The 12,103-nt window shown below is 70.6% G+C and carries 13 protein-coding genes; 10 read left to right on the top strand and 3 right to left on the bottom strand.

What is annotated here, in order from left to right:
- Positions 1-233: 233 nt before the first annotated feature.
- On the bottom strand, positions 234-875 hold the full coding sequence (locus tag ACFV9G_RS20950) for a TetR/AcrR family transcriptional regulator (protein WP_378729469.1): 642 nt from the start codon (positions 873-875) through the stop codon (positions 234-236).
- A 95-nt stretch (positions 876-970) separates the two neighbouring features.
- Between ACFV9G_RS20950 and ACFV9G_RS20955 the strand changes: the two genes are divergently transcribed.
- The 10 genes from ACFV9G_RS20955 (at position 971) to ACFV9G_RS21000 (ending at position 11,231) form a co-directional block, all read left to right on the top strand.
- Entirely contained in the window at positions 971-1,831 is an 861-nt protein-coding gene (locus ACFV9G_RS20955; protein WP_378729471.1) for an alpha/beta fold hydrolase, read from the top strand.
- Positions 1,828-2,823, top strand: coding sequence for a VOC family protein (locus ACFV9G_RS20960; protein ID WP_378729473.1), 996 nt, complete (start codon positions 1,828-1,830; stop codon positions 2,821-2,823). The genes ACFV9G_RS20955 and ACFV9G_RS20960 overlap by 4 nt, the downstream gene beginning before the upstream one ends.
- Positions 2,820-4,526, top strand: coding sequence for a bifunctional 3-(3-hydroxy-phenyl)propionate/3-hydroxycinnamic acid hydroxylase (locus ACFV9G_RS20965; RefSeq protein WP_378729475.1), 1,707 nt, complete (start codon positions 2,820-2,822; stop codon positions 4,524-4,526). The genes ACFV9G_RS20960 and ACFV9G_RS20965 overlap by 4 nt, the downstream gene beginning before the upstream one ends.
- The gene (locus ACFV9G_RS20970) at positions 4,526-5,509 is read left to right on the top strand and encodes an amidohydrolase family protein (RefSeq protein ID WP_378729477.1); all 984 of its coding nucleotides are present in this window, start codon (positions 4,526-4,528) and stop codon (positions 5,507-5,509) included. Before ACFV9G_RS20965 ends, ACFV9G_RS20970 begins: the two co-directional genes overlap by 1 nt.
- A complete protein-coding gene (locus tag ACFV9G_RS20975; RefSeq protein ID WP_378729479.1) occupies positions 5,506-6,630 on the top strand; it encodes a VOC family protein in 1,125 nt (374 codons plus the stop codon). The genes ACFV9G_RS20970 and ACFV9G_RS20975 overlap by 4 nt, the downstream gene beginning before the upstream one ends.
- Before the next feature lie 29 nt (positions 6,631-6,659).
- A complete protein-coding gene (locus ACFV9G_RS20980; protein ID WP_378729481.1) occupies positions 6,660-7,604 on the top strand; it encodes a fumarylacetoacetate hydrolase family protein in 945 nt (314 codons plus the stop codon).
- 41 nt (positions 7,605-7,645) lie between these two features.
- Positions 7,646-8,836 carry a histidine kinase gene (locus ACFV9G_RS20985; RefSeq protein ID WP_378729483.1) on the top strand — a complete coding sequence of 397 codons (1,191 nt, stop codon included), beginning with the start codon at positions 7,646-7,648 and terminating at the stop codon, positions 8,834-8,836.
- Positions 8,833-9,504 carry a response regulator gene (locus tag ACFV9G_RS20990; RefSeq protein WP_378729485.1) on the top strand — a complete coding sequence of 224 codons (672 nt, stop codon included), beginning with the start codon at positions 8,833-8,835 and terminating at the stop codon, positions 9,502-9,504. Before ACFV9G_RS20985 ends, ACFV9G_RS20990 begins: the two co-directional genes overlap by 4 nt.
- A 75-nt stretch (positions 9,505-9,579) precedes the next feature.
- Entirely contained in the window at positions 9,580-10,209 is a 630-nt protein-coding gene (locus ACFV9G_RS20995) for a DUF2867 domain-containing protein (protein WP_378729487.1), read from the top strand.
- Positions 10,209-11,231, top strand: a complete 1,023-nt coding sequence (locus tag ACFV9G_RS21000) for a hypothetical protein (RefSeq protein ID WP_378729489.1) — start codon at positions 10,209-10,211, stop codon at positions 11,229-11,231. The genes ACFV9G_RS20995 and ACFV9G_RS21000 overlap by 1 nt, the downstream gene beginning before the upstream one ends.
- 53 nt (positions 11,232-11,284) lie before the next feature.
- Here the strand turns inward: ACFV9G_RS21000 and ACFV9G_RS21005 are convergent, their stop codons facing one another.
- On the bottom strand, positions 11,285-11,611 hold the full coding sequence (locus tag ACFV9G_RS21005; protein WP_355227427.1) for a putative quinol monooxygenase: 327 nt from the start codon (positions 11,609-11,611) through the stop codon (positions 11,285-11,287).
- Positions 11,608-12,096 carry a DUF1097 domain-containing protein gene (locus ACFV9G_RS21010; protein ID WP_378729491.1) on the bottom strand — a complete coding sequence of 163 codons (489 nt, stop codon included), beginning with the start codon at positions 12,094-12,096 and terminating at the stop codon, positions 11,608-11,610. The genes ACFV9G_RS21005 and ACFV9G_RS21010 overlap by 4 nt, the downstream gene beginning before the upstream one ends.
- Positions 12,097-12,103: the final 7 nt, after the last annotated feature.

The following is a 12,103-nucleotide window of genomic DNA, read 5'->3' on the forward strand; positions in this document are numbered from 1 at the left end:
AATGGTGGTGAGCATGTCGAGTGGGCCCCGGAGGTCTCCATCGAGGTCTCCCTGAGCGTGATCATCGGCATTCTGGCCATCACCACCATCTTGAGTCTGCTGAAGTCGCGCAGCATGACCGCGAAGGAGCGCGACGACGCCACCGGTCCGCGCAGCATGTGACGCGTCGACAGCCCGGCTGAGCCGGGACAACCCGCAGGCCCGCTCCGACCGGAGCGGGCCTGCGGTCGTTCTCAGAGCTCGGGCTGAGGCGGTAACGGCCGCGAGCACAGGTCCGCGGCCTCCTGCTTGCTCATCCCGAAGGCCCGCAGGAGGCGTTCGGTCATCTGGTCGGAGAGGGCTCCGGCGTCCGCGTCCGGCTCGGTCTCGAGCAGCTGGAGCAGGCCGAGGAGTGCTCCGCCGGCGGTCATGAGGGCGAGCTGGAGGTTCTCGATGTCGAACCGCCCGGCGGCGACGCCCGCCTCGATGTCCCGCAGGGCTCTGGGGGCCAGCCCGCGGTCGTGGATGAGCACGCGCATGCCCTCGTTGAGGATGACGCGTACGAACTCGGGCAGCTGCCGCTGGAGGCGTCCGGTCATCCGGAAGCTGACCGCGAAGACCTCGGCCGGATCGTCGTACGCCGCGACGAGGTCCTCGAGCAGGGTGCCGTAGGTCTCGAGGACGCGGGCGACGGCGGCTTCGAAGAGCGCTTCCTTGCTGTCGAAGTGGTTGTAGAAGCTGCCGAAGCCGACGTCGGCGGCGTCGGTGATCTGCTGGATGCTCACGTTCGGGTGGCCGTCGGCGAGGAAGGTCGTCGCGGCCTGGAGGAGTGCGTTCCGGGTGCGTTCCTTGCGCCGATCGATCCGAGACGGCGGCGACGCCGGTTCCGAGGTCATGCCTCGGATCGTACCTGATGATCTCATCAGAAACTCTTGACAGATAGAACCATCGATAGTGATGATTTCATCAGTTATCCAACGAAGGGGAACTGATGACGACCGTGAACGACCTCTCCCGGACCGAGCGCACCGTTCGTGTCGGACGGCGCGACATCTTCGTGACCGAGGCCGGGTCAGGGCCCGCCGTGGTGCTGCTCCACGGTGGCGGCGCCGGCGCGACGGGCGCCTCGAACTACGCGCGGAACATCGACGCCCTGGCTCAGCACTTCCGCGTGATCGTGCCGGACATGCCCGGCTATGGCCGCTCGACGAAGGAGATCGATCAGGAGGACCCGTTCGGCGACCTCGCGGCGGCCGTCGGCGGTCTTCTCGACGAGCTCGACATCGAGAAGGGACACCTCGTCGGGAACTCCTATGGCGGAGCAGCTGCACTGCGCCTGGCGATGGACCGGCCCGACAAGGTCGATCGGCTGATCCTGATGGGACCCGGCGGCATCGGCACCACGCGGGCCCTGCCGACCAAGGGCCTCAACGCGCTGCTCGACTACTACCGGGGAGAGGGGCCGAGCCGGGAGAAGCTCGCCTCGTTCATCCGTGACTACCTGGTCTTCGACGGCGCCGCCGTACCCGACGAGCTGATCGAGCTGCGCTACCAGGCCAGCATCCAGCCGGAGGTGGTCGCGAACCCGCCGCTGCGCCGACCATCCGGCCGGTCCGCGCTGCGGACACTGTGGCGGATGGATCTGACCCGCGACCCTCGCCTGGCGCAGGTGCGCGCGAAGACGCTGGTGGTCTGGGGCCAGGACGACAAGGTCAACCGCCCCTCCGGCGCCCGGCTGCTCGCCGCGACCCTGCCGACCTGCGACGTCTACCTGGCGGCCGACACCGGGCACTGGGTCCAGTGGGAGCGGGCCGAGCTGTTCAACGAGCTGGCGACGGCGTACCTCTCATGAGTGTCTTCGGCAAGGTTCAGCTCGGCTATCTGGTGGTCGAGACGCAGCGCTTCCGGGAGTGGCGGAGCTTCGGATCCGACGCGATCGGCCTGCACGTCGACGAGCTCGACGCCGACACGATGCGGTTCCGCCTCGACGAGCGCGCGTGCCGCTTCCTGATCCGGCGTGGTCCGGCCGAGGACCTGATGGCCATCGGCTGGCACGTCACCGATCACGAGACGTTCGACCGCATCATCGCCCGGGTGACGGACCGTGGCGTACCGGTCCTCGAGGGCACCCCGGAGGAAGCCGCGCTGCGAGGAGTCGAGCGGCTGTGGCGCTTCCCCGGCCCCAAGGGCATCGTCCAGGAGATCTTCACCGTCGCCCATGAGTCCTCGAGCCCGCTGCGCATGACGACCTCGGCGTTCGTCACCGGCGACGGCGGCATGGGCCACGTCGCGATCACCTCCCGGGAGCCGCTCGCGATCCACCGCTACTACGACACGGTCTTCGACTCGCGGTTGACCGACTACATCGACGAGAACATCGGCGGGCTGACGCTCAAGATCAGATTCCTGCGTGTCAACGAGCGCCACCACTCGATCGCGGTCGCCAACGTCCAGGGCCTCAAGATCGAGCCGGTCCGTACGCGCTGCCAGCACGTCAACATCCAGGCCGCGACGCTCGACGACATGGTGAGCGCGTACACCCGCGTCCGCGAGCTCGGCTTCAAGATGGCCTGGTCCATCGGACAGCACACCAACGACCGGGAGCTGTCGTTCTACTGCGTGAGCCCGTCGGGCTTCGAGGTGGAGGTCGGCTGGAACCCGATCGTCATCACGCCCGAGCTCGAGGAAGCGTGGCAGGTCGCCACCCATCAGGGCATCAGCATCTGGGGTCACCACACGGTCGACCCCGGCATCCTCGACAGGCTCGGGCAGCTCCGCCAGGCCGCCGCCCATCTGCGCCATCCCGAGATCACCGTCCCTGCCCTGAGCGGAGCATCTGCATGAACACCTACGACATCGCCGTCGTCGGCCTCGGCCCCACCGGCCTCACCCTCGCCCACCTGCTCGGCCGCCGCGGTCTGTCGGTGCTGGTGCTCGAGCGTGAGCCGGAGTTCTACGGCAACGCCCGCGCCGTCTACACCGACGACGAGGCGCTGCGCGTCTTCCAGACCGCGGAGGTGGCGGACGAGATCCATGCGGACATGAACATGGACTCGGCCGTGCAGTGGGTGAAGTCCGACGGCACGACCCTGGTCCAGTTCCGCGAGACCCAGCGGCCGCTGTGGTGGCCGGTCGTGAACTTCCTCTACCAGCCCTACCTGGAGACGAAGCTCGAGAAGCTGCTGGACCGCTACCCCGACGTCGACGTACGCCGCGGCCGCGAGGTCCTCGGCTTCACCCAGGACGACGACGGCGTCACCGTCCGGCACGCCGCCGCGACCGGGAGCCGCTACGGCAAGGACGAGAACGTCGTCGACGAAGGCACCGCCGAGACGGTGCGGGTGGCGTACCTGGTCGCGGCCGACGGCGGGCGCAGCGTGGTGCGGACGCAGCTCGGGATCGAGATGTCCGGCAAGAGCTACCCCGAGCGCTGGCTCGTCGTCGACCTCGCCGCGAAGGACGCCACCGATGGGAGGAACAGCGACGCCTTCCGCCACCTGCCCTACTTCGACTTCGTGTGCAGCCCGGACATGCCGACGGTGAGCTGCCCGCAGCCCGGCGGCCACCACAGGTTCGAGTTCGCGCTGAAGGACTCCGACGACACGGTGCACTTCGAGTCCGACGAGACCGTACGTCGGCTCATCGGCAGATACGTCGACCTGGACGAGGTCGAGGTGAGGCGCCAGCTCGTCTATACGTTCAACGCGGTCACCGCGGACCGCTGGCGCGAGGGCCGGGTGCTCCTCGCGGGCGATGCCGCGCACATGACGCCCCAGTTCATCGGTCAGGGGATGAATGCCGGGGTTCGCGACGCCGACAACCTCTCCTGGAAGCTCGAGGCGATCCTGCGGCACGGCGCGGACCCGGCGATCCTGGACACCTACGAGACCGAGCGGAAGCCGCACGCCAAGGCGATGATCGCGCTCTCGGTCTTCAACAAGTCGCTGGTCTCGCTCAAGCACCCGGTCGGCGCGAAGGCGCGCGATGCCGCGATGTGGACGGCGCTGCGGGTTCCCGGGCTGGGTGGCTGGATCGAGCGGGCCGGCATGAAGCCGAAGCCCCGCTTCGACCGCGACGCCTATCTCGGCATGCCCCGCGGTCCGCTGGGCGCCGAGGGAACGCTCGCGCCCCAGCCGGTCGTACGCCGCTACGACGGCCGCCCGATCCGCTTCGACGATGCTGTCGGGATCGGCTGGGCCGTGGTCGGCATCGGGGTCGACCCACGAGAGCGGCTCGGTGACGACATCGACACGTGGGAACGGGTGGGGGCGACCTTCACGACGGTGTTCGCCCCCGGCGCGCGTCCGCAGGGCTCGGTGGGCGACGGCCGTCGCCACGCCGGGCTGGTCGATATCGAGGACACCACCGGCGAGCTGGGCCGCTGGCTCGGACGCCACCGGATCCGGTCCGGCGACGTGCTCGTCCTGCGCCCGGACAAGTTCGTGTTCGGCGCCGGCCGTGATGCCTCCGCCCTGACCGCGGCCCTGCGGCAGCAGCTCGGCCTGGCCGAGGAGAGCGTCCTCGCCCGACCCGCCGAGGTGATCTGATGGGACGACGTCCCGGCCGGGTCGACGTGCATCACCACGCCGTCCCCACGTTCTATCGCCGTCTCCTCGAGGAGCGTGGGCTGCGTCCCGGGGGAGTGGCCGTACCTGACTGGACGCCGGACAGGTCACTGCGAGTGATGGATCGCAACGGCATCGCGACCAGCATCCTGTCCGTCTCCACGCCTGGAGCCTGGCTCGGCGACGACCGGCAGGGCCGCCATCTGGCGCGCCGGCTCAACGAGTTCTGCGCCGGAGTCGTCGACGACAACCGGCCGCGCTTCGGCTTCTTCGCCACCCTCACGCTGCCCGACGTCGAGGGCGCGATCGCCGAGGCCGAGCATGCTCTCGACGTCCTGGGAGCCGATGGCGTCGTGCTGCTCAGCAACGCCGCCGGCCGCTACGTCTACGACCCCGGGTTCGAGCCGCTCCTCGCCTACCTGCACGAGCGGCGCGCCGTCGTCTTCGTGCACCCCGGAGAGCTGCCGGCGGAGCCGGCGCCGGGCATCCCCTCGTTCACCGCCGACTTCCTGCTCGACACGGTGCGGGCCGCGTCCGGACTGGTCCTCAACGGTTCTCTTGAGAAGTACGACGGGATCACCTGGATCCTGGCCCATGCGGGCGGCTTCCTGCCGTACATCAGTCATCGGATCCTGCTGACGATGCTCCGCGGCGAGCACAAGCTGTCCCAGGCGAAGGCCCTCGTCGACCGCAGACGCGAGACGAAGCGCCGCCTCGACCTGCTGCGCCGGTTCTACTTCGACATCGCGCTCTCCTCGAGCCCGACGGCCCTGCCGAGCCTGACGGCGTTCGCCGACCCGACCCGGCTGCTCTACGGCAGCGACTTCCCGTTCGCGCCGTCCCCCGCGGTGCGCTTCATGCGCCAGGAGTACGAGGAGTCGGCCCTCGACGCCGACCTCCGGGTCGCCATCGACCGCGGGAACGCCGAGGCGCTGTTCCGCCGGGTCGGGGAGGAGCCGCGATGACCACCCACAACGACCTGCACGCCGAGCCCGGGGCCCTCGCCGGGGAGCACCCCGGACGCGCGGCGAATCCCGTCATCAAGGTCACCGACCTCGCCTGGCTCGAGTTCACCAAACCGGACCTGCGGCGCGCCCAGGTCTTCGCGCACGCCTTCGGGTTCAGCACCGTGTCCCGGACGGAGACGGAGCTGGTCCTGCGCGGCACCGACCCCGGTACGCCGGCCGTGATCGTGCGGAAGGGATCGCGTTCGAGGTTCCTCGGGGCCGCCTTCAAGGCCGCCGACCCCGCGGACCTCCTTCGCCTCGCCGAGGCCACCGGTGCCGGCGTACGTCCCCTGCCCGACCACCTCGGCGGGATGACGACCGATCTGGTCGACCCGAGCGGGGTGCGCGTCCGGGTGGTCTCGGGGACCCACCCGCTCCCGGCGTCGCAACCGCAGGTGCCGCTGACGGTGAACGCCGGATCGGCGACGCCGCGTACGAACGAGGCACAACGCCCGCTCCGCGAGCCCGCACGGGTGCAGCGGCTCGGACACGTCGTGCTGCAGACGACGAGATACCGCGAGACCCTCGACTGGTATCTCGAGCACCTCGGCATGATCGTCAGCGACTTCAAGTTCTACGCCGGGCAACGGGAGCGCGGCCCGGTGATGAGCTTCGTCCGGTGCGACCTCGGCCCGCTCCCGGCGGACCACCACACGCTCGCGATGACGCTCGGGCCCCGGAACCGCTACGTGCACTCGGCGTACCAGGTCAGCGACCTCGATGCGCTCGCCGCCGGTGGGGAGTACCTGCTGGACCGGGGATACGACCGCTCCTGGGGTATCGGGCGCCACGTCGAGGGCAGCCAGATCTTCGACTACTGGCGCGATCCCGACGGCTTCCTCGTCGAGCACTTCACCGACGGCGACCAGTTCGACGCCACGCTCGAGACGGGTTGGTCGGAGATGACCGCGTCCGGGCTCGCCCAGTGGGGGCCGCCCGCTTCCCTCGACTTCCTGGGCGTCTCGCCCCGGCGCCTGGACTCCCTCCATGAGCTCACCTCCGTCGGCGTCGCCCTCGGCCGGCGCAACGACTTCGACCTCCACCGGCTCCGCGGCCTGCTCGCCGTCGCCCGCACCTGACCCCCCCCTTCCTACCGAGGAGCTCACTCATGCCTCTCTCCGTCCTCCGCACCGCCGACGCCTGGTGGGTGAGCACCCCGCGGGGTGCCGCCCGGATCGACACCGAGGCCACGACCACGGCCGAGCTGCTGTCGTCGCGGAGCGAGATCGTCGCCGCCGCCTCGGCCACCGGCACGGTGCCGGTCGAAGAGCTCGACCTGCTGTCCCCGGTCACCACGCCCTGCCGGGTCGTCGCCCAGATGACCAACTTCCGGTCCCATGCGAAGGACGCCGGCATCGACCCGGCGACCGTGCCGCTGACGTTCTTCCGGAAGTCCTCGGCCTCGGTCTGCGGCCCCGCGGCGGACATCGTCCGCCCGCCTCATGTGACCCTGCTCGACTACGAGGTGGAGATCGGCCTCGTCATCGGGCGACCGATAGCTGTCGGCACCGAGATCACGCCGGAGAACCATCGCTCGTTCATCGCCGGGCTCGTCGTCACCGACGACGTCTCCGCCCGCGACGTCCAGCTCCCGCAGACCCAGTTCTACGAGGCGAAGTCCTATCCGAGCTTCACCCCGGTCGGCCCCGCGCTCGTGCTGCTCGACGAGGACGAGCTCGCCCGCTTCGACGACCTCCGGCTTCGCCTCTGGGTCGACGGAGAGCTGCGCCAGGACATGCGCGTCGGGGACGACATGATCTACCAGCCGCTCGAGGCGCTCCGGTCCCTCGCCCGCTTCCAGGATCTCGCTCCCGGCGACCTCGTCCTCACCGGTACGCCCGTCGGGACCGCCCTCTCGGCGCCGCCGAAGCCGATCGAGATCGTCGGTTCGCTGCTCCCGGCCGCCGTCAAGTGGAGGCTGTTCTTCCGGAGGCAGGCGGGCAACCGGCGCTATCTCCAGGACGGGAACCTCGTCGAGGCGACCGTGTCCACCGACGACGGCAGGCTGGATCTGGGGAGACAGCGGAACCGGGTGCGGTTCGCTGCCGGATGATTTCCGTGGCTGCCACGACGGCCTGGTCCTAGGGTGAGCGCATGACCGTGGCTGCCGCTCCCGGACCCCGCTGGCTCGGGGACGTCGGTCAGGTGGCGTTGGCCGGGGCGCTCGCGCTGGTGCTGCTGCCGGTCGGGTGGACCTCGGTGGTCGACGGTGAGGTCGGCACGGCGTGGGAGATCGCGCTCCTGGTGGCGCTGGTGGCTCTTCATGCCGCGGTGGCCACCGCCCGGCGCTGGCCGCTGCCGTCGTTCGCCGTCGGGGCGCTGGCCGAGCTGGTCCTGGTCGCCGCCCCCGACCTGAGTGGGCCGACGGCCGCCGCGGCGGGAAGCGACTACGGACCCGTGCTGCTGCCGAGCAGCCTGTGCTTCTTCGTGCTGCTCTACGCGATGAGTGCGCAGGACCGGCGCCCCTGGCCAGGGGTCGCGCTCGGCATCGGGCTGGTGGGATGTCTGGTTGCCGTCGTACGCCTGTCGGGGTTCGAGGGCACGGGCCTGGAGGGGTGGACGTGGTGGCTGATGGTGGCCACCGCGACGATCGGGGCGACGGTGGCGGCGTGGGCGCTCGGCAGGTTTCGGGCGACCCGGGCGGCCTGGATCGACCAGCTCGCCGACCGGGCCGCCGCCGAGGAGCGGCAGCGCATCGCGCGCGAGATGCACGACGTGGTCGCGCACTCGCTCGCGGTCGTGGTCAGCCACGCCGAGGCCGGCCGGATGGTCGTCGGACAGCAGCCGGAGCGGGCCTCGGGCATCCTCGACACCATCGCGACCACCGGCCGCGAGGCCCTCGTGGAGATGCGCGGGCTGCTCGGCGTGCTGGGTGGCGAGTCATCTCGACAAGCTCGATACATCGCCTCGACCGAGCCGCAACCGGGGCTGGCCGACGTCGAAGGGCTCGTCGAGCGGATGCGTGCGGCAGGGCTGACGGTCCGGCTCGAGGTGGACGAGCCGGGTCAGGTCGCTCCGGCCGTCGGGCTGACCGCCTATCGCGTCGTGCAGGAGGCGCTCACCAACGTCACCCGCCACGCAGGTTCAGGAGCCGTCGCGACGGTGTCGGTGACCCGTGCCGGACGCCGGCTGACCGTCGAGGTCAGCGACGACGGAGTGGGCAGCCAGCGCCCGCCCGGCCGCGGCCTGCGCGGGATGCGCGAACGGGTGATCGCGGTGGGTGGCACCCTCGAGGCCGGGCCGAGCGACGAGGGCTGGCGCGTGCGCGCCATGATGCCGCTATGAGCGAGATCCCGATCCGTGTCGCGATCGTCGACGACCAGGAGCTGATGCGCTCGGCGCTCCGGATGATGGTGGAGAGCCAGCCCGACCTCGAGCTCGCCGGGGAGGCGGCCGACGGTCATGAGGCGCTCGCCCTGGTGCGTACGAAGCGGGTCGACGTCGTCCTCATGGATCTGCGGATGCCCCGCCTCGACGGGATCCAGGCGACGGCGGCGATCACGGGTGAGCTGCCGGCGACGCGCGTGGTCGCGCTGACCACGTTCGACCTCGACGACTACGCGTTCCCGGCGATCCGGGCCGGCGCCAGCGGCTTCCTCCTCAAGGACGCCCGGGCCGAAGAGATCGTCGAAGCGATCCGCACCGTTCACGCAGGTCACGCGGTGGTTGCGCCCTCCACCACGCGCCGGCTGCTGGAGCACGTCGCAACCGCGCCGGCCGCCGACAACGATCGCGTCGCCGACATCCGTGCCACCCTCACGCCCCGCGAGCTCGACATGCTGCTCGAGCTCGCCACCGGCGACAGCAACGCCGAGATCGCCCGCCGCGTGCACCTCTCCGAGGCGACGGTGAAGACGCATGTCGGCCACGTGCTCGCCAAGCTCGGCCTGCGCGACCGGGTGCAGGCGGTCGTGCTGGCGTACGAGACCGGGCTCGTGGGTCCCCGGAGCTGAGTCTCATCCCAGAGGCTGAGAGGCCCGCGACCTGAGGGCGACGCACCGCCGCCGGGCGCGGACCAGTGTGGAGGCATGACCACACACGCACCCATCAGACTCAGCCCGATCCGGACGGGCCCGATACCGTCGGGCGCCTACTCGCGCCAGTCCTGGCGCATCCACGAGATCACCCACGACTTCGAGCTCGAGGACGTCTGGGCCCTGCCGGTCCACGGCGGAGCCGACGACTTCCCGCGCTTCGTCGAAGCGGTGCTGGCCGGCGACGACCACGACTTCCCGGCGGCGTACCGCTTCCTCTTCGCGGCCCGGTGGACGCTCGGCCGGCTGCTCGGCACCGACAAGGTCGAGCACGGCCTCGGCCACCGCGTCGCCTCGCTGCGCGACCGGCTGCCCTCCGATCTCCGGGACCACCCCGCGCCCGAGCGCGACGACAGCCCGTTCCAGCCTCTCTATCTGACGGATCGGGAGTACGCCGCCGAGATCGCCAACCGCACGATGCACGGTGTCCTCCACCTCGGGTGGGTCGATGACGAGAGCGCGCCCGACGGTTTCAGCGCGCAGATGAGCGTGCTGGTGCGGCCCAACGGGCGGTTCGGCGGGGCCTACCTGGCCCTCATCAAGCCGTTCCGCCACGCCATCGTCTATCCGGCCCTGCTGCGTACGGTCGGGCAGCGCTGGGACATGGCCAGGAGCGTGGCCTGATGAGCGCCCTGATGGAACGTACGGAACGTACGCAGCAGCGCTCCGTCGTGCTGCGCGCTGCGCCCTGGGTGGCTGGCGCCTGGGCCCTCGTCTTCGGCGCCCTGGCGGGGCTCGCCCTGCTGGGCAGGGCGCCGGACCCGTGGGTCCCCGATGCGGCGTCGCCGCTCGGTGCTCTGAGCGGCACCCAGATGTCCTGGGTGATCGCGGTGCTGGCGCTCCTCGCCCTGGTCGCCGGGGTCGCAGTCGCGAAGGTGCGGACACCGCGTACGACGAGAGCGACAGGGTGGCTCCTGATCGTTCTCGGGCTCGTCGTCGCCGTGGTCGTCTCCGACGTCCGCGCGCTGATGTTCCTCGGCTATCTGCCTCAAGTCCTGCTCGCGATGTTCGGGCTCGGCCCGGGTGCCGGACAGCTCGAGTGGGGTCTCTTCGTCGACTCCGGTGTGGCTCTGGCGCATGCAGCCGGCGGGCTGGCCATGGTCGTCGCCGGTGTCTCCCTGCTCGGGCAGACTGAGCCTGGCGGGCGTCTGGACTGGGGCCGCTGGGCACGCTGGGGGCGTCCTGCGGTGGCGGTCGCGGTCGTCGTACCTCTTCTCTACGCCGTGACCCGGATCGCCTGGGCGCTGGACATCCCGCTCGGGATCAGCGGCGAGATGCTGGAGGACCTCGGCGAGGGGAGGTGGGCCGGCTTCGGGCTCGCGGCCTTCGCCGTGGTCGGGGCGGTTCTGACCTGGGGTTTGGTGGCGCGCTGGGGCGAGGTGTTCTGGAGCTGGGTGCCCCGTATCGGCGGGCGTCCGGTCCCGGTCGCGATGGCCCTCGTGCCAGGGATCCTGGTCGCCGGCACGGTGACGTCGGCCGGGATCTCCTTCTGGCGGATGGCGATCGCGGACGACCTCTGGACGGTCCCCGGAGCCACTTCTGACTGGGGCGCATGGGCGCCGGAGATGCTCTGGCCGCTCTGGGGCGTCGCGCTCGCCGTCGCCTGCCTCGCCTACCTGGGGCGGCGCACCGCGGCGCGCGGATGACGTCAAGATCCCGCTTGACCTGGAGTCACCCCAGGTCAAGCGGGATCAGTGGTTCAGCCGGTGACCGCGAGCTCGCCGAGCTCGGACCACTCCTGTCCCGGGACGTTGGTGTTGACGATCCGCGGCGTCTCGGCGAGATGGCGCGGAAGGTCGGCCTGGGCCTGCTTGAAGTGGGCCGAGGTGACGTGGGCGGCACCGGCGTCGTCGTCGGCGAAGGCCTCGAGCAGGAAGTACTCGTTCGGGTCATCGAGGCTGCGGGCCCAGTCGAACCAGAGGTTGCCGGGCTCGGCCCGGGTGGCCTCGGTGAACGGGCCGGAGATGGCCGGCCAGTCCTCGGCGTACTCCGGCTTGATGCGGAAACGGGCGGCGATGAAGATCATCGGGTGCTCCTAGATGTGGCGGGGATCGGTTGTGCGGGTCGTTCGATCGAGGCCTGGATCCGCCGCCCGGCGACGTCCGAGAGCCACCCGAGGCCGGCCCCGACCACCAGCGCGACGAGCGTGCCGCCGAGGTCGAACGAGGTGCCGAACAGCACCGCGGTCCCGGCGAAGGCACCGGGGATGAAGGACAGCAGATCCACGGCCGCCTGCAGGCAGAGGATGAACGCGACGACCGTGACCGCCAGGGCCACCGCGCCGGGGAAGGTGGCGTACGTCAGGACCAGGCTCGCGCCGTAGCCCCACAGTGCGCCGGCGAAGTTGGCCGCGAGACCTTTCAGGAAGCCTTCGCGGCCGCCTCCCGCGGCGAAGTAGCAGGCCCAGGCCACGAACCCGACCCAGGTGATGAGCGCGAGCTCGATGCTCACCTGGGTCCAGATGCCCGCGAGCACTCCGACCGAGATGCCGATTCCGAGGAGCTTCTTCATGTCGTCA

This window comes from Nocardioides sp. NPDC059952, from assembly GCF_042730435.1.
Classification (GTDB): Bacteria; Actinomycetota; Actinomycetes; order Propionibacteriales; family Nocardioidaceae; genus Nocardioides.

Coding starts and splice junctions, on each gene's coding strand:
- ACFV9G_RS20950 (WP_378729469.1), bottom strand. CDS start 875: ATGACCTCGGAACCGGCGTCGCCGCCGTCTCGGATCGATCGGCGCAAG.
- ACFV9G_RS20955 (WP_378729471.1), top strand. CDS start 971: ATGACGACCGTGAACGACCTCTCCCGGACCGAGCGCACCGTTCGTGTC.
- ACFV9G_RS20960 (WP_378729473.1), top strand. CDS start 1,828: ATGAGTGTCTTCGGCAAGGTTCAGCTCGGCTATCTGGTGGTCGAGACG.
- ACFV9G_RS20965 (WP_378729475.1), top strand. CDS start 2,820: ATGAACACCTACGACATCGCCGTCGTCGGCCTCGGCCCCACCGGCCTC.
- ACFV9G_RS20970 (WP_378729477.1), top strand. CDS start 4,526: ATGGGACGACGTCCCGGCCGGGTCGACGTGCATCACCACGCCGTCCCC.
- ACFV9G_RS20975 (WP_378729479.1), top strand. CDS start 5,506: ATGACCACCCACAACGACCTGCACGCCGAGCCCGGGGCCCTCGCCGGG.
- ACFV9G_RS20980 (WP_378729481.1), top strand. CDS start 6,660: ATGCCTCTCTCCGTCCTCCGCACCGCCGACGCCTGGTGGGTGAGCACC.
- ACFV9G_RS20985 (WP_378729483.1), top strand. CDS start 7,646: ATGACCGTGGCTGCCGCTCCCGGACCCCGCTGGCTCGGGGACGTCGGT.
- ACFV9G_RS20990 (WP_378729485.1), top strand. CDS start 8,833: ATGAGCGAGATCCCGATCCGTGTCGCGATCGTCGACGACCAGGAGCTG.
- ACFV9G_RS20995 (WP_378729487.1), top strand. CDS start 9,580: ATGACCACACACGCACCCATCAGACTCAGCCCGATCCGGACGGGCCCG.
- ACFV9G_RS21000 (WP_378729489.1), top strand. CDS start 10,209: ATGAGCGCCCTGATGGAACGTACGGAACGTACGCAGCAGCGCTCCGTC.
- ACFV9G_RS21005 (WP_355227427.1), bottom strand. CDS start 11,611: ATGATCTTCATCGCCGCCCGTTTCCGCATCAAGCCGGAGTACGCCGAG.
- ACFV9G_RS21010 (WP_378729491.1), bottom strand. CDS start 12,096: ATGAAGAAGCTCCTCGGAATCGGCATCTCGGTCGGAGTGCTCGCGGGC.